Below are 21,366 nucleotides of genomic sequence, written 5' to 3' on the forward strand. Positions count from 1 at the left end.
TTTTTTTGCCATCAGTGTTGTGACAAATTGCCGCTTTCCCACTGTTTCTATGTGAAAAACATCACCTTTGCCAATTTAATGCGTTTCGAGGCTAGGACTGGTTGTATAGCCGGTCGGGCTTGTTTCTCGTTGCTCTTGGCAATGGCATGTTGGGTGTTTGCAGCGACGAACTTCGATGCGTTGCAGTCTTCATTTGTGCAGCGTTGGGGTGCCGCAGCGCAACCCAAGTTTGAAGCTTGGCGAAAATTGGTGAACGGCTTGTTGGATGTCTCAGATCAAGAGCGGATCAAACGGGTCAATGTGTTCATCAATCAACAGGTGGCTTTTGGTGAAGATAGTGCAATTTGGGGGCAAGTGGATTATTGGGCGACTCCCCTCGAAACGCTTGGACGAGGTGCGGGTGATTGTGAAGACTTTGCGATTGCCAAGTACTTTACCTTGCTCCAGGTTGGAGTGCAGCCTGACAAGTTGCGGTTGATTTATGTACGGGCCAAAACGGGAACCTCGGATGCGACCCAAGCCCATATGGTGCTGGCCTATTACGTGGCGCCGGATGCTGAGCCTTTGGTGATGGATAACCTGATCAGTGATATTCGACCTGCTTCGAGAAGACCAGACCTGGTCCCCATCTTTAGCTTTAACGGATCTGGTGTTTTTGCCGGTGTCAGCGGCAGCGGGACAGCAGCAGGAGGCACCGGGCGATTGTCCCGTTGGGAAGACTTGCTGAGGCGAGCCAAAGCCGAAGGCTTTGAATGATTTGAGGTAAGGAAATCTTATGTCCATGTACAGACAACTTTGGTTGGCCATTATTGCCAGCATGCTGATGGCCCTTGGGGGAGGCCTGCTTGCCTCTTTGCTCTCTGCACGTGGTTATCTCGAGTCGCAACTGGCCATCAAAAATACTGATAACGCGGTCGCCCTGGCCCTGTCATTGAGTCAAAGTAATCCGGACCCGGTGACGGTTGATCTGGTGACAGCGTCTTTGTTTGATAGCGGGCACTACGAATTGGTCCGTGTAATTGACCCCCAAGGGGCCGTAATTGCGCAGCGTAAAGCTCCGGAAGGTGATTTGGATGCTCCTGCATGGTTCGTGAGGCTGCTTCCTATTCATTCAGTCCCCGGACAAGCACAAATTAGCAATGGTTGGAAGCAGTTCGGAACGGTGACCTTGATCAGCCATAGCCGTTTCGCGTATGGCGCACTTTGGAAAAGTGCCTATGAGATGACGCTCGCGCTGTCTTTGGCAGGCCTTGTCGGCGGTTGCCTGGGTAGTTTAGTGTTACGTCGGCTGCGTAAACCCTTGATGACAGTCATTGACCAAGCGGCGGCGATTACGCAGAGACGGTTTGTGACAGTTGATCTACCCCGTGTACCTGAGCTACGACAACTTGCCGTGGCCATGAACGACACCGTGGGTCGACTGAAATCCATGTTTGAAGACGAAGCCAGTCGGTTAGAGCAAATGCGTAAGGAGGCCAATTTTGATGCATTGACCGGTCTGGTCAATCGCACGCACTTCTTGGCCAGACTCCGTCACACATTGGAGGCAGAGGATTCAGCGGGTGGGACCTTGTTTTTGTTGAGGTTGAACGACTTGTCTGGTATCAACAGACGTCTTGGGCGTGAGCCCACGGATTCACTGCTGAAGCTGTCAGCAGAAGTGATCACGAAAAGCGTTTCTGAACTTGGATCTGTTGTTGCGCGCCTCAATGGGGCCGATTTTGCAGTTTTAGCTTACGAGGGTGTAGACGGTAGGGGCGTTTCAAGCCGTTTGATGGAGTCATTGGATCAAGCGGCTTCACCATACATGGGAGGTGCGCGTGCGGCTTCTATTGGTTACGGCAAATTTAGCCGCAATGAAGATATCGGTAGCCTCCTTGCCCGGATAGACGCCGCTTTGGCCACGGCTGAAATTCATTCCGGAAGCGGCGTGCAGGAGGCGCTAAGTTTGCAGACTAAAGAACTTCCACGATCTACGGATCAATGGGCAAAGTTGATTGCTCTAGCTTTAAAAAATCGTTGGGTACGTTTGATTTCGTTTCCAGTTGTGAATGTTTCCGGGGAGATATCTCACAAAGAGTGTCCACTTCGCTTGATGTTTGATGAGGCCGGTGAGTGGGTGCCTGCTGGTCGGTTTTTACCCGTAGCGGAGAGACTAAAGTTGACGCCGGACTTGGATTTGATGGCAATATCATTAGGACTTGATGAGCTTGAAAGAGCCCCTGACTTGGTAGGGTTGGCAATTAATTTGTCTGCGAGCTCTTTGGAAAGTCCGAGTTTCCTAAATGAATTGCTTGCGTCTTTAGCGCGGAGGAGTTCTGTTACTCCGCGTCTATGGTTGGAGGTGCCTGAAGAAGGGGCTTTGAAACACCTGGAAAGTTTCCGGGCCCTCTGTACGGCCTTAAAGAAATTGGGCTGTCGCATCGGACTTGAGCATTTTGGACATCGGTTCAGCCAGATTGGGCAGCTTCATGATTTAGGGCTGGACTACTTGAAGGTCGACTCCAGCTTCGTTCGAGGCGTTGACGCGAATCCGGGCAACGAAGCTTTTCTAAAGGGCTTGTGCTCGATTGCGCACAACATTGGATTGCAAGTGATCGCAGAGGGCGTCAGCACTTCATCTGAATTCATCGCTCTCAAAGCCATTGGCTTCGACGCCGCGACGGGGCCCGGAATTCAGACATAGTCACCCCGCCCTCGACTTCCCGACGCGAAGGGCGAGGACTTTTGCATCAGATATCAGTCCAGCAAGAGGGTCCCGTTCCTGATCAGAGTTTGAAGTAGCAAGGTTTCATTTCCACTGGTTGTACCTACTGCAGTGTACAAATTCACATTGTTCAGAATAATGCGTTGATCTTCGGCTGCGGCTGAGTATGTGCCTCCTGTGAATCCACCAGTTGTGCTGATCCGAATCTCGGTGTTACTTCCATTGATATTGATATCAATGTAGTTCAGTAAGTTGGAAATGGACACGTCAGTGGCTGCGCTTCCGCTGTTGCCGGACGACGTGTGTTCGCCGACGAGTAGTTCCCTCAAGTCCAAGATATCGCCGCCTCCGGTCGGCGCACCGGTTCCGTTGTCGACGTTGCTGTAACCACTACCGTAGGTAAAGTCAGTTATTCGGTCGATGGCCGGAGCACCGGCAGTGCCTCCGTCATTGAGCCGCCAAGCGAAGGTGTCCGATCCAGCTCCGCCTGTGAGGATGTCATTTCCTTTTCCACCAATGATGAAGTCGTTTCCGTCAAGACCACTTATCGTATTGGCGGCATTGTTGCCTTCGATACGGTTGTCCGATGTGTTGCCTGTTAGGTTGATAGCTCCGCCGTCATAGGCAGTCAGGTTTTCAAGATTGGCTCCAAGAACGTATGTGGTGTTGGCGTTGGCAGCCACGTAGGTCGAGTCGAGCTGTACCGTATCAGAGCCTGATCCCGCCGCTTCTACGATCGTGTCTAGAGTGTCGCTTAACTTATAGAAGTCGTCTCCAGCGCCCCCTGTGAGCGTATCTGCGCCTGCGCCACCGATCAAAAGATCATTGCCGTTACCGCCGTTCAGGATGTCATTTCCAGCGCCACCCTCCAAGGTGTCAGCAGCATCGCCTCCATTCAGTGTGTCGTTACCATCTCCTCCCATTAGATAGTCCCGCCCGGTTCCACCTGTTAATGTGTCGTTCCCCGCACCTCCATCCAAGATGGATCCCGTTCGTAGTTGCCATGTCGACGTTGTTCCGTCATAGACCAAGTCTTGAATCCTTGTGTCGGCAATGGTGGGTGCTGACTCGTTGCTGAACATGGCTGTGTTTGTCAAGGACATCACTTGCCAAGTACTGGAACTGCTCGACTTGTACTCAATGCGAAGGCGGGAGTTGCCACCTTGCTCCCAGTACAAAAGCTCTAAAGACTGTAGGCCGCCCGCCAAGTCCCCCAGTTGCACGTTTTTGAAAATTCGCGTGGTTGGGCCTTGGTTTCCGTCATATTCCAGCAGAGTGTGACCCTCAACGTTTAGTCGGAAGCCATCGTCTGCGGTTACGCGGAAATCATATGAACCTGGTTGTGTATAGAACTTGCCTGATATACGTATTGCGGCATCAGTTGTCGTTCCGAGTCCTGATGTGCCATTCGTATTGCCTGCACCGGTTTGAACTAACCCAGTGGACAGGTCTTGATCCAGGAAGTTGCTGAGCGCGCGAGTCGTTGAGTTCGCATTGTTGTCTTTTGCCAACAATGCGTTTCCAGCCGCGACGTTCTGGTTGGATCCCAGTGATGAGTTCACCGTCGGGTTAAATCCATAGTCAATGCTTCGTGCTTTGAAGCTCACGTCGGCGACATTTGCATTTGCAGTGGTAGATGTGCCGACAATCTTTCCGCCGCCCGCCAGTGCATTTCGCCCGTCTATGATGGTGTACATGTCTTCGACAGAGTTCAAATTGCCTGCTGCAAGGTGATTCCCAAAGGTGGCAGTACCATCATCGCTATGGGTACGTCCCGTAGCTGTTGCCGTTTCGTTATAGCCATAGTATTCGCCATTGAATCCGGTTGCAGCCCCTGTAAGGGGTACCACAGTCGGTGGTGGAGCAACCGTATCCTGGGTACCTGTGACATTGATGGTCAAAGTTGTTGTGCTAGTCGCACCATTGTTGTCAGTGATTGTGTAGGTAAATACATCCTGAGCAACTTGTCCAGCGGTCAAGTTGTTAGTGGCGGGACGAGTGTTGTCGAGCGTGTAGGTATAGCTGCCATTCGAACCTATGCTCACAGTACCGTAGGTTCCGCTTAGAACAGTACCCACGTTTCCTACTGCCGAGGAAACAGTGCCTACTGCTACGCCTGTCACGCTGATACTCGATCCGCTATCAGGGTCGTAATCTTGTCCTGCAGTTCCGGGTGTGACGTTCCCAGTCACAACTGTAGGCGCTGTAGTTGTCCCCTCCGACACTGAGTTTGTGTCAGCAACAGCCACAGGCTTGTCGTTGGTGCCGTTGATGGTCACAGTGACCGTCTGGTCCTTGAAGGCCCCGAAATCATCGGTGACGCGAATGACATAGGTCTGTGTGACCGACTGGCCTTCCTTGAGCGCCTGCGTGGCAGCCAAGGAATTGTCCAAGGTGTACGTCCATACTCCGTTGATTAAAGAGATGGTGCCGTAGGTGGAGCTGGGAGTGCCCTGGATGGTCCAGGTCTGGGTCGCGCCGCTGTCCACATCGGAGGCGGCGAGGGTGCCAGTTGCCGTCACAGTGCCAGCCACTGCGGTACCGTCATCGAGATTGCCTGCTTCGGTCACGGTGCCCACCAGAGCAGTCGCTGCATTGGTGATCACCGGAGCGTCGTTGGTGCCGTTGATGGTCACAGTGACCGTCTGGTCCTTGAAGGCCCCGAAATCATCGGTGACGCGAATGACATAGGTCTGTGTGACCGACTGGCCTTCCTTGAGCGCCTGCGTGGCAGCCAAGGAATTGTCCAAGGTGTACGTCCATACTCCGTTGACTAAAGAGATGGTGCCGTAGGTGGTGCTGGGAGTGCCCTGGATGGTCCAGGTCTGGGTCGCGCCGCTGTCCACATCGGAGGCGGCGAGGGTGCCAGTTGCCGTCACAGTGCCAGCCACTGCGGTACCGTCATCGAGATTGCCTGCTTCGGTCACGGTGCCCACCAGAGCAGTCGCTGCATTGGTGATCACCGGAGCGTCGTTGGTGCCGGTGACCGTCATGGTAACGGTGGTGGTGGAGAAGGAGCCGTCGGAGTCCTTCAAGGTGTAGCTGAAGACATCCTGCTTGGAGTCGCCCACATTGAGGGCTTGAGCGGCGGCATTGGTGACATAGGTGTAGGAGCCGTCGGCATTGATGGTCAGGGTGCCGTAGGTGCCAGCCAGGGCCGAGCCCACGCCGGTGGTGATCTGAGCGGCGCCGGCATTGCCCACCTGTGCGCCGGTGACGGTGGCGGAGTCCGCGCCCAGGGTATCGGCGCTGGCATTGGTGCCGGTGACCACATTGCCGGTGATGCCGGTGTCGTCCTCGGAGACGGTGCGGGAGTCGGCCACGGCCACGGGGGCGGTATCGGTGATGCGGATATCCAGGCTGGAGGCGGAGTTGGTATCGCCCTGAGGATCGGTGACGACCAGATTGAAATGCTCGATCACATTGCCGGCAGTGTGGTTGGTGCTGGTGCCGGTGGGGTCATAGCTGTAGGAGACCACACCGGTGGAGCTGTTGTAGCCGGTGAGCGTCAAAGTGCCGTTGGAGCCTGTGACGGTAATGGGAGCGGCGGGGGTGGCCGCGGAGAGAGCCGCAGCCGTGATCACGGTGGAGCCGATGGTCAGAGAGGTCAGGCCATCGGGAGCGGAGATGGTGAAAGAGCCATTGACCGTGGCGTTCTCGGCCACGGAGAGGTCGGAGCCGCCCACGCCGGTGCCGTCATTGGGGATGGAGACGGTGGGGGTGCCTTCGGAGGCGCCGGTGACCGTCATGGTGACGGTGGTGGTGGAGAAGGAGCCGTCGGAGTCCTTCAAGGTGTAGCTGAAGACATCCTGCTTGGAGTCGCCCACATTGAGGGCTTGAGCGGCGGCATTGGTGACATAGGTGTAGGAGCCGTCGGCATTGATGGTCAGGGTGCCGTAGGTGCCAGCCAGGGCCGAGCCCACGCCGGTGGTGATCTGAGCGGCGCCGGCATTGCCCACCTGTGCGCCGGTGACGGTGGCGGAGTCCGCGCCCAGGGTATCGGCGCTGGCATTGGTGCCGGTGACCACATTGCCGGTGATGCCGGTGTCGTCCTCGGAGACGGTGCGGGAGTCGGCCACGGCCACGGGGGCGGTATCGGTGATGCGGATATCCAGGCTGGAGGCGGAGTTGGTATCGCCCTGAGGATCGGTGACGACCAGATTGAAATGCTCGATCACATTGCCGGCAGTGTGGTTGGTGCTGGTGCCGGTGGGGTCATAGCTGTAGGAGACCACACCGGTGGAGCTGTTGTAGCCGGTGAGCGTCAAAGTGCCGTTGGAGCCTGTGACGGTAATGGGAGCGGCGGGGGTGGCCGCGGAGAGAGCCGCAGCCGTGATCACGGTGGAGCCGATGGTCAGAGAGGTCAGGCCATCGGGAGCGGAGATGGTGAAAGAGCCATTGACCGTGGCGTTCTCGGCCACGGAGAGGTCGGAGCCGCCCACGCCGGTGCCGTCATTGGGGATGGAGACGGTGGGGGTGCCTTCGGAGGCGCCGGTGACCGTCATGGTGACGGTGGTGGTGGAGAAGGAGCCGTCGGAGTCCTTCAAGGTGTAGCTGAAGACATCCTGCTTGGAGTCGCCCACATTGAGGGCTTGAGCGGCGGCATTGGTGACATAGGTGTAGGAGCCGTCGGCATTGATGGTCAGGGTGCCGTAGGTGCCAGCCAGGGCCGAGCCCACGCCGGTGGTGATCTGAGCGGCGCCGGCATTGCCCACCTGTGCGCCGGTGACGGTGGCGGAGTCCGCGCCCAGGGTATCGGCGCTGGCATTGGTGCCGGTGACCACATTGCCGGTGATGCCGGTGTCGTCCTCGGAGACGGTGCGGGAGTCGGCCACGGCCACGGGGGCGGTATCGGTGATGCGGATATCCAGGCTGGAGGCGGAGTTGGTATCGCCCTGAGGATCGGTGACGACCAGATTGAAATGCTCGATCACATTGCCGGCAGTGTGGTTGGTGCTGGTGCCGGTGGGGTCATAGCTGTAGGAGACCACACCGGTGGAGCTGTTGTAGCCGGTGAGCGTCAAAGTGCCGTTGGAGCCTGTGACGGTAATGGGAGCGGCGGGGGTGGCCGCGGAGAGAGCCGCAGCCGTGATCACGGTGGAGCCGATGGTCAGAGAGGTCAGGCCATCGGGAGCGGAGATGGTGAAAGAGCCATTGACCGTGGCGTTCTCGGCCACGGAGAGGTCGGAGCCGCCCACGCCGGTGCCGTCATTGGGGATGGAGACGGTGGGGGTGCCTTCGGAGGCGCCGGTGACCGTCATGGTGACGGTGGTGGTGGAGAAGGAGCCGTCGGAGTCCTTCAAGGTGTAGCTGAAGACATCCTGCTTGGAGTCGCCCACATTGAGGGCTTGAGCGGCGGCATTGGTGACATAGGTGTAGGAGCCGTCGGCATTGATGGTCAGGGTGCCGTAGGTGCCAGCCAGGGCCGAGCCCACGCCGGTGGTGATCTGAGCGGCGCCGGCATTGCCCACCTGTGCGCCGGTGACGGTGGCGGAGTCCGCGCCCAGGGTATCGGCGCTGGCATTGGTGCCGGTGACCACATTGCCGGTGATGCCGGTGTCGTCCTCGGAGACGGTGCGGGAGTCGGCCACGGCCACGGGGGCGGTATCGGTGATGCGGATATCCAGGCTGGAGGCGGAGTTGGTATCGCCCTGAGGATCGGTGACGACCAGATTGAAATGCTCGATCACATTGCCGGCAGTGTGGTTGGTGCTGGTGCCGGTGGGGTCATAGCTGTAGGAGACCACACCGGTGGAGCTGTTGTAGCCGGTGAGCGTCAAAGTGCCGTTGGAGCCTGTGACGGTAATGGGAGCGGCGGGGGTGGCCGCGGAGAGAGCCGCAGCCGTGATCACGGTGGAGCCGATGGTCAGAGAGGTCAGGCCATCGGGAGCGGAGATGGTGAAAGAGCCATTGACCGTGGCGTTCTCGGCCACGGAGAGGTCGGAGCCGCCCACGCCGGTGCCGTCATTGGGGATGGAGACGGTGGGGGTGCCTTCGGAGGCGCCGGTGACCGTCATGGTGACGGTGGTGGTGGAGAAGGAGCCGTCGGAGTCCTTCAAGGTGTAGCTGAAGACATCCTGCTTGGAGTCGCCCACATTGAGGGCTTGAGCGGCGGCATTGGTGACATAGGTGTAGGAGCCGTCGGCATTGATGGTCAGGGTGCCGTAGGTGCCAGCCAGGGCCGAGCCCACGCCGGTGGTGATCTGAGCGGCGCCGGCATTGCCCACCTGTGCGCCGGTGACGGTGGCGGAGTCCGCGCCCAGGGTATCGGCGCTGGCATTGGTGCCGGTGACCACATTGCCGGTGATGCCGGTGTCGTCCTCGGAGACGGTGCGGGAGTCGGCCACGGCCACGGGGGCGGTATCGGTGATGCGGATATCCAGGCTGGAGGCGGAGTTGGTATCGCCCTGAGGATCGGTGACGACCAGATTGAAATGCTCGATCACATTGCCGGCAGTGTGGTTGGTGCTGGTGCCGGTGGGGTCATAGCTGTAGGAGACCACACCGGTGGAGCTGTTGTAGCCGGTGAGCGTCAAAGTGCCGTTGGAGCCTGTGACGGTAATGGGAGCGGCGGGGGTGGCCGCGGAGAGAGCCGCAGCCGTGATCACGGTGGAGCCGATGGTCAGAGAGGTCAGGCCATCGGGAGCGGAGATGGTGAAAGAGCCATTGACCGTGGCGTTCTCGGCCACGGAGAGGTCGGAGCCGCCCACGCCGGTGCCGTCATTGGGGATGGAGACGGTGGGGGTGCCTTCGGAGGCGCCGGTGACCGTCATGGTGACGGTGGTGGTGGAGAAGGAGCCGTCGGAGTCCTTCAAGGTGTAGCTGAAGACATCCTGCTTGGAGTCGCCCACATTGAGGGCTTGAGCGGCGGCATTGGTGACATAGGTGTAGGAGCCGTCGGCATTGATGGTCAGGGTGCCGTAGGTGCCAGCCAGGGCCGAGCCCACGCCGGTGGTGATCTGAGCGGCGCCGGCATTGCCCACCTGTGCGCCGGTGACGGTGGCGGAGTCCGCGCCCAGGGTATCGGCGCTGGCATTGGTGCCGGTGACCACATTGCCGGTGATGCCGGTGTCGTCCTCGGAGACGGTGCGGGAGTCGGCCACGGCCACGGGGGCGGTATCGGTGATGCGGATATCCAGGCTGGAGGCGGAGTTGGTATCGCCCTGAGGATCGGTGACGACCAGATTGAAATGCTCGATCACATTGCCGGCAGTGTGGTTGGTGCTGGTGCCGGTGGGGTCATAGCTGTAGGAGACCACACCGGTGGAGCTGTTGTAGCCGGTGAGCGTCAAAGTGCCGTTGGAGCCTGTGACGGTAATGGGAGCGGCGGGGGTGGCCGCGGAGAGAGCCGCAGCCGTGATCACGGTGGAGCCGATGGTCAGAGAGGTCAGGCCATCGGGAGCGGAGATGGTGAAAGAGCCATTGACCGTGGCGTTCTCGGCCACGGAGAGGTCGGAGCCGCCCACGCCGGTGCCGTCATTGGGGATGGAGACGGTGGGGGTGCCTTCGGAGGCGCCGGTGACCGTCATGGTGACGGTGGTGGTGGAGAAGGAGCCGTCGGAGTCCTTCAAGGTGTAGCTGAAGACATCCTGCTTGGAGTCGCCCACATTGAGGGCTTGAGCGGCGGCATTGGTGACATAGGTGTAGGAGCCGTCGGCATTGATGGTCAGGGTGCCGTAGGTGCCAGCCAGGGCCGAGCCCACGCCGGTGGTGATCTGAGCGGCGCCGGCATTGCCCACCTGTGCGCCGGTGACGGTGGCGGAGTCCGCGCCCAGGGTATCGGCGCTGGCATTGGTGCCGGTGACCACATTGCCGGTGATGCCGGTGTCGTCCTCGGAGACGGTGCGGGAGTCGGCCACGGCCACGGGGGCGGTATCGGTGATGCGGATATCCAGGCTGGAGGCGGAGTTGGTATCGCCCTGAGGATCGGTGACGACCAGATTGAAATGCTCGATCACATTGCCGGCAGTGTGGTTGGTGCTGGTGCCGGTGGGGTCATAGCTGTAGGAGACCACACCGGTGGAGCTGTTGTAGCCGGTGAGCGTCAAAGTGCCGTTGGAGCCTGTGACGGTAATGGGAGCGGCGGGGGTGGCCGCGGAGAGAGCCGCAGCCGTGATCACGGTGGAGCCGATGGTCAGAGAGGTCAGGCCATCGGGAGCGGAGATGGTGAAAGAGCCATTGACCGTGGCGTTCTCGGCCACGGAGAGGTCGGAGCCGCCCACGCCGGTGCCGTCATTGGGGATGGAGACGGTGGGGGTGCCTTCGGAGGCGCCGGTGACCGTCATGGTGACGGTGGTGGTGGAGAAGGAGCCGTCGGAGTCCTTCAAGGTGTAGCTGAAGACATCCTGCTTGGAGTCGCCCACATTGAGGGCTTGAGCGGCGGCATTGGTGACATAGGTGTAGGAGCCGTCGGCATTGATGGTCAGGGTGCCGTAGGTGCCAGCCAGGGCCGAGCCCACGCCGGTGGTGATCTGAGCGGCGCCGGCATTGCCCACCTGTGCGCCGGTGACGGTGGCGGAGTCCGCGCCCAGGGTATCGGCGCTGGCATTGGTGCCGGTGACCACATTGCCGGTGATGCCGGTGTCGTCCTCGGAGACGGTGCGGGAGTCGGCCACGGCCACGGGGGCGGTATCGGTGATGCGGATATCCAGGCTGGAGGCGGAGTTGGTATCGCCCTGAGGATCGGTGACGACCAGATTGAAATGCTCGATCACATTGCCGGCAGTGTGGTTGGTGCTGGTGCCGGTGGGGTCATAGCTGTAGGAGACCACACCGGTGGAGCTGTTGTAGCCGGTGAGCGTCAAAGTGCCGTTGGAGCCTGTGACGGTAATGGGAGCGGCGGGGGTGGCCGCGGAGAGAGCCGCAGCCGTGATCACGGTGGAGCCGATGGTCAGAGAGGTCAGGCCATCGGGAGCGGAGATGGTGAAAGAGCCATTGACCGTGGCGTTCTCGGCCACGGAGAGGTCGGAGCCGCCCACGCCGGTGCCGTCATTGGGGATGGAGACGGTGGGGGTGCCTTCGGAGGCGCCGGTGACCGTCATGGTGACGGTGGTGGTGGAGAAGGAGCCGTCGGAGTCCTTCAAGGTGTAGCTGAAGACATCCTGCTTGGAGTCGCCCACATTGAGGGCTTGAGCGGCGGCATTGGTGACATAGGTGTAGGAGCCGTCGGCATTGATGGTCAGGGTGCCGTAGGTGCCAGCCAGGGCCGAGCCCACGCCGGTGGTGATCTGAGCGGCGCCGGCATTGCCCACCTGTGCGCCGGTGACGGTGGCGGAGTCCGCGCCCAGGGTATCGGCGCTGGCATTGGTGCCGGTGACCACATTGCCGGTGATGCCGGTGTCGTCCTCGGAGACGGTGCGGGAGTCGGCCACGGCCACGGGGGCGGTATCGGTGATGCGGATATCCAGGCTGGAGGCGGAGTTGGTATCGCCCTGAGGATCGGTGACGACCAGATTGAAATGCTCGATCACATTGCCGGCAGTGTGGTTGGTGCTGGTGCCGGTGGGGTCATAGCTGTAGGAGACCACACCGGTGGAGCTGTTGTAGCCGGTGAGCGTCAAAGTGCCGTTGGAGCCTGTGACGGTAATGGGAGCGGCGGGGGTGGCCGCGGAGAGAGCCGCAGCCGTGATCACGGTGGAGCCGATGGTCAGAGAGGTCAGGCCATCGGGAGCGGAGATGGTGAAAGAGCCATTGACCGTGGCGTTCTCGGCCACGGAGAGGTCGGAGCCGCCCACGCCGGTGCCGTCATTGGGGATGGAGACGGTGGGGGTGCCTTCGGAGGCGCCGGTGACCGTCATGGTGACGGTGGTGGTGGAGAAGGAGCCGTCGGAGTCCTTCAAGGTGTAGCTGAAGACATCCTGCTTGGAGTCGCCCACATTGAGGGCTTGAGCGGCGGCATTGGTGACATAGGTGTAGGAGCCGTCGGCATTGATGGTCAGGGTGCCGTAGGTGCCAGCCAGGGCCGAGCCCACGCCGGTGGTGATCTGAGCGGCGCCGGCATTGCCCACCTGTGCGCCGGTGACGGTGGCGGAGTCCGCGCCCAGGGTATCGGCGCTGGCATTGGTGCCGGTGACCACATTGCCGGTGATGCCGGTGTCGTCCTCGGAGACGGTGCGGGAGTCGGCCACGGCCACGGGGGCGGTATCGGTGATGCGGATATCCAGGCTGGAGGCGGAGTTGGTATCGCCCTGAGGATCGGTGACGACCAGATTGAAATGCTCGATCACATTGCCGGCAGTGTGGTTGGTGCTGGTGCCGGTGGGGTCATAGCTGTAGGAGACCACACCGGTGGAGCTGTTGTAGCCGGTGAGCGTCAAAGTGCCGTTGGAGCCTGTGACGGTAATGGGAGCGGCGGGGGTGGCCGCGGAGAGAGCCGCAGCCGTGATCACGGTGGAGCCGATGGTCAGAGAGGTCAGGCCATCGGGAGCGGAGATGGTGAAAGAGCCATTGACCGTGGCGTTCTCGGCCACGGAGAGGTCGGAGCCGCCCACGCCGGTGCCGTCATTGGGGATGGAGACGGTGGGGGTGCCTTCGGAGGCGCCGGTGACCGTCATGGTGACGGTGGTGGTGGAGAAGGAGCCGTCGGAGTCCTTCAAGGTGTAGCTGAAGACATCCTGCTTGGAGTCGCCCACATTGAGGGCTTGAGCGGCGGCATTGGTGACATAGGTGTAGGAGCCGTCGGCATTGATGGTCAGGGTGCCGTAGGTGCCAGCCAGGGCCGAGCCCACGCCGGTGGTGATCTGAGCGGCGCCGGCATTGCCCACCTGTGCGCCGGTGACGGTGGCGGAGTCCGCGCCCAGGGTATCGGCGCTGGCATTGGTGCCGGTGACCACATTGCCGGTGATGCCGGTGTCGTCCTCGGAGACGGTGCGGGAGTCGGCCACGGCCACGGGGGCGGTATCGGTGATGCGGATATCCAGGCTGGAGGCGGAGTTGGTATCGCCCTGAGGATCGGTGACGACCAGATTGAAATGCTCGATCACATTGCCGGCAGTGTGGTTGGTGCTGGTGCCGGTGGGGTCATAGCTGTAGGAGACCACACCGGTGGAGCTGTTGTAGCCGGTGAGCGTCAAAGTGCCGTTGGAGCCTGTGACGGTAATGGGAGCGGCGGGGGTGGCCGCGGAGAGAGCCGCAGCCGTGATCACGGTGGAGCCGATGGTCAGAGAGGTCAGGCCATCGGGAGCGGAGATGGTGAAAGAGCCATTGACCGTGGCGTTCTCGGCCACGGAGAGGTCGGAGCCGCCCACGCCGGTGCCGTCATTGGGGATGGAGACGGTGGGGGTGCCTTCGGAGGCGCCGGTGACCGTCATGGTGACGGTGGTGGTGGAGAAGGAGCCGTCGGAGTCCTTCAAGGTGTAGCTGAAGACATCCTGCTTGGAGTCGCCCACATTGAGGGCTTGAGCGGCGGCATTGGTGACATAGGTGTAGGAGCCGTCGGCATTGATGGTCAGGGTGCCGTAGGTGCCAGCCAGGGCCGAGCCCACGCCGGTGGTGATCTGAGCGGCGCCGGCATTGCCCACCTGTGCGCCGGTGACGGTGGCGGAGTCCGCGCCCAGGGTATCGGCGCTGGCATTGGTGCCGGTGACCACATTGCCGGTGATGCCGGTGTCGTCCTCGGAGACGGTGCGGGAGTCGGCCACGGCCACGGGGGCGGTATCGGTGATGCGGATATCCAGGCTGGAGGCGGAGTTGGTATCGCCCTGAGGATCGGTGACGACCAGATTGAAATGCTCGATCACATTGCCGGCAGTGTGGTTGGTGCTGGTGCCGGTGGGGTCATAGCTGTAGGAGACCACACCGGTGGAGCTGTTGTAGCCGGTGAGCGTCAAAGTGCCGTTGGAGCCTGTGACGGTAATGGGAGCGGCGGGGGTGGCCGCGGAGAGAGCCGCAGCCGTGATCACGGTGGAGCCGATGGTCAGAGAGGTCAGGCCATCGGGAGCGGAGATGGTGAAAGAGCCATTGACCGTGGCGTTCTCGGCCACGGAGAGGTCGGAGCCGCCCACGCCGGTGCCGTCATTGGGGATGGAGACGGTGGGGGTGCCTTCGGAGGCGCCGGTGACCGTCATGGTGACGGTGGTGGTGGAGAAGGAGCCGTCGGAGTCCTTCAAGGTGTAGCTGAAGACATCCTGCTTGGAGTCGCCCACATTGAGGGCTTGAGCGGCGGCATTGGTGACATAGGTGTAGGAGCCGTCGGCATTGATGGTCAGGGTGCCGTAGGTGCCAGCCAGGGCCGAGCCCACGCCGGTGGTGATCTGAGCGGCGCCGGCATTGCCCACCTGTGCGCCGGTGACGGTGGCGGAGTCCGCGCCCAGGGTATCGGCGCTGGCATTGGTGCCGGTGACCACATTGCCGGTGATGCCGGTGTCGTCCTCGGAGACGGTGCGGGAGTCGGCCACGGCCACGGGGGCGGTATCGGTGATGCGGATATCCAGGCTGGAGGCGGAGTTGGTATCGCCCTGAGGATCGGTGACGACCAGATTGAAATGCTCGATCACATTGCCGGCAGTGTGGTTGGTGCTGGTGCCGGTGGGGTCATAGCTGTAGGAGACCACACCGGTGGAGCTGTTGTAGCCGGTGAGCGTCAAAGTGCCGTTGGAGCCTGTGACGGTAATGGGAGCGGCGGGGGTGGCCGCGGAGAGAGCCGCAGCCGTGATCACGGTGGAGCCGATGGTCAGAGAGGTCAGGCCATCGGGAGCGGAGATGGTGAAAGAGCCATTGACCGTGGCGTTCTCGGCCACGGAGAGGTCGGAGCCGCCCACGCCGGTGCCGTCATTGGGGATGGAGACGGTGGGGGTGCCTTCGGAGGCGCCGGTGACCGTCATGGTGACGGTGGTGGTGGAGAAGGAGCCGTCGGAGTCCTTCAAGGTGTAGCTGAAGACATCCTGCTTGGAGTCGCCCACATTGAGGGCTTGAGCGGCGGCATTGGTGACATAGGTGTAGGAGCCGTCGGCATTGATGGTCAGGGTGCCGTAGGTGCCAGCCAGGGCCGAGCCCACGCCGGTGGTGATCTGAGCGGCGCCGGCATTGCCCACCTGTGCGCCGGTGACGGTGGCGGAGTCCGCGCCCAGGGTATCGGCGCTGGCATTGGTGCCGGTGACCACATTGCCGGTGATGCCGGTGTCGTCCTCGGAGACGGTGCGGGAGTCGGCCACGGCCACGGGGGCGGTATCGGTGATGCGGATATCCAGGCTGGAGGCGGAGTTGGTATCGCCCTGAGGATCGGTGACGACCAGATTGAAATGCTCGATCACATTGCCGGCAGTGTGGTTGGTGCTGGTGCCGGTGGGGTCATAGCTGTAGGAGACCACACCGGTGGAGCTGTTGTAGCCGGTGAGCGTCAAAGTGCCGTTGGAGCCTGTGACGGTAATGGGAGCGGCGGGGGTGGCCGCGGAGAGAGCCGCAGCCGTGATCACGGTGGAGCCGATGGTCAGAGAGGTCAGGCCATCGGGAGCGGAGATGGTGAAAGAGCCATTGACCGTGGCGTTCTCGGCCACGGAGAGGTCGGAGCCGCCCACGCCGGTGCCGTCATTGGGGATGGAGACGGTGGGGGTGCCTTCGGAGGCGCCGGTGACCGTCATGGTGACGGTGGTGGTGGAGAAGGAGCCGTCGGAGTCCTTCAAGGTGTAGCTGAAGACATCCTGCTTGGAGTCGCCCACATTGAGGGCTTGAGCGGCGGCATTGGTGACATAGGTGTAGGAGCCGTCGGCATTGATGGTCAGGGTGCCGTAGGTGCCAGCCAGGGCCGAGCCCACGCCGGTGGTGATCTGAGCGGCGCCGGCATTGCCCACCTGTGCGCCGGTGACGGTGGCGGAGTCCGCGCCCAGGGTATCGGCGCTGGCATTGGTGCCGGTGACCACATTGCCGGTGATGCCGGTGTCGTCCTCGGAGACGGTGCGGGAGTCGGCCACGGCCACGGGGGCGGTATCGGTGATGCGGATATCCAGGCTGGAGGCGGAGTTGGTATCGCCCTGAGGATCGGTGACGACCAGATTGAAATGCTCGATCACATTGCCGGCAGTGTGGTTGGTGCTGGTGCCGGTGGGGTCATAGCTGTAGGAGACCACACCGGTGGAGCTGTTGTAGCCGGTGAGCGTCAAAGTGCCGTTGGAGCCTGTGACGGTAATGGGAGCGGCGGGGGTGGCCGCGGAGAGAGCCGCAGCCGTGATCACGGTGGAGCCGATGGTCAGAGAGGTCAGGCCATCGGGAGCGGAGATGGTGAAAGAGCCATTGACCGTGGCGTTCTCGGCCACGGAGAGGTCGGAGCCGCCCACGCCGGTGCCGTCATTGGGGATGGAGACGGTGGGGGTGCCTTCGGAGGCGCCGGTGACCGTCATGGTGACGGTGGTGGTGGAGAAGGAGCCGTCGGAGTCCTTCAAGGTGTAGCTGAAGACATCCTGCTTGGAGTCGCCCACATTGAGGGCTTGAGCGGCGGCATTGGTGACATAGGTGTAGGAGCCGTCGGCATTGATGGTCAGGGTGCCGTAGGTGCCAGCCAGGGCCGAGCCCACGCCGGTGGTGATCTGAGCGGCGCCGGCATTGCCCACCTGTGCGCCGGTGACGGTGGCGGAGTCCGCGCCCAGGGTATCGGCGCTGGCATTGGTGCCGGTGACCACATTGCCGGTGATGCCGGTGTCGTCCTCGGAGACGGTGCGGGAGTCGGCCACGGCCACGGGGGCGGTATCGGTGATGCGGATATCCAGGCTGGAGGCGGAGTTGGTATCGCCCTGAGGATCGGTGACGACCAGATTGAAATGCTCGATCACATTGCCGGCAGTGTGGTTGGTGCTGGTGCCGGTGGGGTCATAGCTGTAGGAGACCACACCGGTGGAGCTGTTGTAGCCGGTGAGCGTCAAAGTGCCGTTGGAGCCTGTGACGGTAATGGGAGCGGCGGGGGTGGCCGCGGAGAGAGCCGCAGCCGTGATCACGGTGGAGCCGATGGTCAGAGAGGTCAGGCCATCGGGAGCGGAGATGGTGAAAGAGCCATTGACCGTGGCGTTCTCGGCCACGGAGAGGTCGGAGCCGCCCACGCCGGTGCCGTCATTGGGGATGGAGACGGTGGGGGTGCCTTCGGAGGCGCCGGTGACCGTCATGGTGACGGTGGTGGTGGAGAAGGAGCCGTCGGAGTCCTTCAAGGTGTAGCTGAAGACATCCTGCTTGGAGTCGCCCACATTGAGGGCTTGAGCGGCGGCATTGGTGACATAGGTGTAGGAGCCGTCGGCATTGATGGTCAGGGTGCCGTAGGTGCCAGCCAGGGCCGAGCCCACGCCGGTGGTGATCTGAGCGGCGCCGGCATTGCCCACCTGTGCGCCGGTGACGGTGGCGGAGTCCGCGCCCAGGGTATCGGCGCTGGCATTGGTGCCGGTGACCACATTGCCGGTGATGCCGGTGTCGTCCTCGGAGACGGTGCGGGAGTCGGCCACGGCCACGGGGGCGGTATCGGTGATGCGGATATCCAGGCTGGAGGCGGAGTTGGTATCGCCCTGAGGATCGGTGACGACCAGATTGAAATGCTCGATCACATTGCCGGCAGTGTGGTTGGTGCTGGTGCCGGTGGGGTCATAGCTGTAGGAGACCACACCGGTGGAGCTGTTGTAGCCGGTGAGCGTCAAAGTGCCGTTGGAGCCTGTGACGGTAATGGGAGCGGCGGGGGTGGCCGCGGAGAGAGCCGCAGCCGTGATCACGGTGGAGCCGATGGTCAGAGAGGTCAGGCCATCGGGAGCGGAGATGGTGAAAGAGCCATTGACCGTGGCGTTCTCGGCCACGGAGAGGTCGGAGCCGCCCACGCCGGTGCCGTCATTGGGGATGGAGACGGTGGGGGTGCCTTCGGAGGCGCCGGTGACCGTCATGGTGACGGTGGTGGTGGAGAAGGAGCCGTCGGAGTCCTTCAAGGTGTAGCTGAAGACATCCTGCTTGGAGTCGCCCACATTGAGGGCTTGAGCGGCGGCATTGGTGACATAGGTGTAGGAGCCGTCGGCATTGATGGTCAGGGTGCCGTAGGTGCCAGCCAGGGCCGAGCCCACGCCGGTGGTGATCTGAGCGGCGCCGGCATTGCCCACCTGTGCGCCGGTGACGGTGGCGGAGTCCGCGCCCAGGGTATCGGCGCTGGCATTGGTGCCGGTGACCACATTGCCGGTGATGCCGGTGTCGTCCTCGGAGACGGTGCGGGAGTCGGCCACGGCCACGGGGGCGGTATCGGTGATGCGGATATCCAGGCTGGAGGCGGAGTTGGTATCGCCCTGAGGATCGGTGACGACCAGATTGAAATGCTCGATCACATTGCCGGCAGTGTGGTTGGTGCTGGTGCCGGTGGGGTCATAGCTGTAGGAGACCACACCGGTGGAGCTGTTGTAGCCGGTGAGCGTCAAAGTGCCGTTGGAGCCTGTGACGGTAATGGGAGCGGCGGGGGTGGCCGCGGAGAGAGCCGCAGCCGTGATCACGGTGGAGCCGATGGTCAGAGAGGTCAGGCCATCGGGAGCGGAGATGGTGAAAGAGCCATTGACCGTGGCGTTCTCGGCCACGGAGAGGTCGGAGCCGCCCACGCCGGTGCCGTCATTGGGGATGGAGACGGTGGGGGTGCCTTCGGAGGCGCCGGTGACCGTCATGGTGACGGTGGTGGTGGAGAAGGAGCCGTCGGAGTCCTTCAAGGTGTAGCTGAAGACATCCTGCTTGGAGTCGCCCACATTGAGGGCTTGAGCGGCGGCATTGGTGACATAGGTGTAGGAGCCGTCGGCATTGATGGTCAGGGTGCCGTAGGTGCCAGCCAGGGCCGAGCCCACGCCGGTGGTGATCTGAGCGGCGCCGGCATTGCCCACCTGTGCGCCGGTGACGGTGGCGGAGTCCGCGCCCAGGGTATCGGCGCTGGCATTGGTGCCGGTGACCACATTGCCGGTGATGCCGGTGTCGTCCTCGGAGACGGTGCGGGAGTCGGCCACGGCCACGGGGGCGGTATCGGTGATGCGGATATCCAGGCTGGAGGCGGAGTTGGTATCGCCCTGAGGATCGGTGACGACCAGATTGAAATGCTCGATCACATTGCCGGCAGTGTGGTTGGTGCTGGTGCCGGTGGGGTCATAGCTGTAGGAGACCACACCGGTGGAGCTGTTGTAGCCGGTGAGCGTCAAAGTGCCGTTGGAGCCTGTGACGGTAATGGGAGCGGCGGGGGTGGCCGCGGAGAGAGCCGCAGCCGTGATCACGGTGGAGCCGATGGTCAGAGAGGTCAGGCCATCGGGAGCGGAGATGGTGAAAGAGCCATTGACCGTGGCGTTCTCGGCCACGGAGAGGTCGGAGCCGCCCACGCCGGTGCCGTCATTGGGGATGGAGACGGTGGGGGTGCCTTCGGAGGCGCCGGTGACCGTCATGGTGACGGTGGTGGTGGAGAAGGAGCCGTCGGAGTCCTTCAAGGTGTAGCTGAAGACATCCTGCTTGGAGTCGCCCACATTGAGGGCTTGAGCGGCGGCATTGGTGACATAGGTGTAGGAGCCGTCGGCATTGATGGTCAGGGTGCCGTAGGTGCCAGCCAGGGCCGAGCCCACGCCGGTGGTGATCTGAGCGGCGCCGGCATTGCCCACCTGTGCGCCGGTGACGGTGGCGGAGTCCGCGCCCAGGGTATCGGCGCTGGCATTGGTGCCGGTGACCACATTGCCGGTGATGCCGGTGTCGTCCTCGGAGACGGTGCGGGAGTCGGCCACGGCCACGGGGGCGGTATCGGTGATGCGGATATCCAGGCTGGAGGCGGAGTTGGTATCGCCCTGAGGATCGGTGACGACCAGATTGAAATGCTCGATCACATTGCCGGCAGTGTGGTTGGTGCTGGTGCCGGTGGGGTCATAGCTGTAGGAGACCACACCGGTGGAGCTGTTGTAGCCGGTGAGCGTCAAAGTGCCGTTGGAGCCTGTGACGGTAATGGGAGCGGCGGGGGTGGCCGCGGAGAGAGCCGCAGCCGTGATCACGGTGGAGCCGATGGTCAGAGAGGTCAGGCCATCGGGAGCGGAGATGGTGAAAGAGCCATTGACCGTGGCGTTCTCGGCCACGGAGAGGTCGGAGCCGCCCACGCCGGTGCCGTCATTGGGGATGGAGACGGTGGGGGTGCCGGCTGATTGTGGAGATGTACCGTCCTGCCCTGTGAGATTAAATTCTTGATCAGACTGCAGGAAGTCGCGCTGGATATTTAACGGACTGACTACTTCGCTGATCCGTAGCACTCGTACAAAGCTGTGCGAGTCACTCGCATCTCCCCCGCTTAAACCGGCAGCTGTCGGTTCCAGTTCAGCAGAAAGATCTCCTCCAGAAGCAATGACTCTGGCGATGGCCGCCGGACTGCTATTGAGGTCCTTGAGTGCTGCGTTGGTTGCATCTTCTGGAGAGAAGCCCAATAAATTGGCATCAATTAGCAGTTCGCGACCCGACTCAAGGCTGATTTCCCGTCCGTTCGGGAGTGCAAGCTCCAAGCGCGTCCCGTCTTCGGTAAGAACAATTTGGCCTTCCTGTATCTCATCACCCAATTTGATGGCGCGTTTGCTACCGTCAGGTGAAACCACCCATGCATTACCTTGCAGGATGACAACAACGCCGCGGGCTTGGGCAGAAATTTGGGAAGTAGCCATGTAAGAACTCCAGAGACAGCAAAACTAGCTGATCAATGTAGTGCTTTACCGGCTCCT

General features: G+C 61.8%; 3 protein-coding genes. 2 read left to right on the plus strand and 1 reads right to left on the minus strand.

Annotated elements, in window-relative coordinates; genetic code table 11:
- Positions 1-51: 51 nt before the first annotated feature.
- Positions 52-756: a transglutaminase-like cysteine peptidase gene (locus tag RAN89_RS04205; RefSeq protein ID WP_313868394.1), complete on the plus strand. Its 705-nt coding sequence runs from the start codon at positions 52-54 to the stop codon at positions 754-756.
- A gap of 19 nt (positions 757-775) precedes the next feature.
- Complete coding sequence (locus tag RAN89_RS04210) at positions 776-2,686, plus strand: EAL domain-containing protein (RefSeq protein WP_313868395.1); 1,911 nt, start codon at positions 776-778, stop codon at positions 2,684-2,686.
- A gap of 53 nt (positions 2,687-2,739) precedes the next feature.
- Here RAN89_RS04210 and RAN89_RS04215 read toward each other — a convergent pair whose 3' ends face one another.
- Entirely contained in the window at positions 2,740-21,309 is an 18,570-nt protein-coding gene (locus RAN89_RS04215) for a VCBS domain-containing protein (protein WP_313868396.1), read from the minus strand.
- Between the last annotated feature and the right edge of the window lie 57 nt (positions 21,310-21,366).

The organism is Rhodoferax mekongensis (assembly GCF_032191775.1).
GTDB lineage: Bacteria > Pseudomonadota > Gammaproteobacteria > Burkholderiales > Burkholderiaceae_C > Allorhodoferax > Allorhodoferax mekongensis.

Excerpts from the sequence above, each read along its gene's own strand:
- RAN89_RS04210 (WP_313868395.1), top strand. The coding sequence starts at position 776 with ATGTCCATGTACAGACAACTTTGGTTGGCCATTATTGCCAGCATGCTG.
- RAN89_RS04215 (WP_313868396.1), bottom strand. The coding sequence starts at position 21,309 with ATGGCTACTTCCCAAATTTCTGCCCAAGCCCGCGGCGTTGTTGTCATC.